Annotated in this window: 1 protein-coding gene; it reads right to left on the bottom strand. The window is 57.9% G+C overall.

Annotation, left to right across the window (positions count from 1 at the left end; all coding sequences use genetic code 11):
- A partial coding sequence (locus H8S64_RS22360; protein ID WP_186978753.1) for a DUF3945 domain-containing protein occupies positions 1 to 515 on the bottom strand: 515 nt, incomplete at both ends.

Raw genomic sequence — 515 nt, forward strand, 5'->3', positions numbered from 1 at the left:
TCTGCGGGCTGCTGCCCCTGCTGCAAGAACTGGACGGCGGCACGGGGCAGGAACTCCAAGCCACGCTCCACCGCACTGACCTGCAAATAGGCACTGCGCTGCGTGCCGTCCCTGAATTGCAGGTTTTCCATTTTCACCGCTTGCCCGGCTTCAAAGGCGGCTTTCTGTTCCGGGCTGACTTGCACGTTACAGATTGTATCGGGGCATTTCCATTTGTCAGCCCGCATGTATTCCAGTTCGTGCGTGTACCTGTCCCGGCTGACAAACACGGGGATTTGCTCGCCGCTTTTCGGGTCTTTGATTTCAGCGATGCCGCCCAAGTTGCCAGTGCCTTGCAAGTTGCCCTGTTCCTGCTTGGTGAACCCGTGTTCATGGAACGGGCGTTGCAACAGCTTTTCGTCCTGCTGCACGCCGTGCAGCTTGGGTACTACCGTGCCGTCCTTTGCCTGATAGAAAGAGAGCTTGACATCGGTAGGTTTGAGGTAGAAGCCGCCCACCGTCCCCGAAACGGTGTA

It is taken from the genome of Butyricimonas hominis, from assembly GCF_014287455.1.
GTDB classification, from domain to species: domain Bacteria; phylum Bacteroidota; class Bacteroidia; order Bacteroidales; family Marinifilaceae; genus Butyricimonas; species Butyricimonas muris.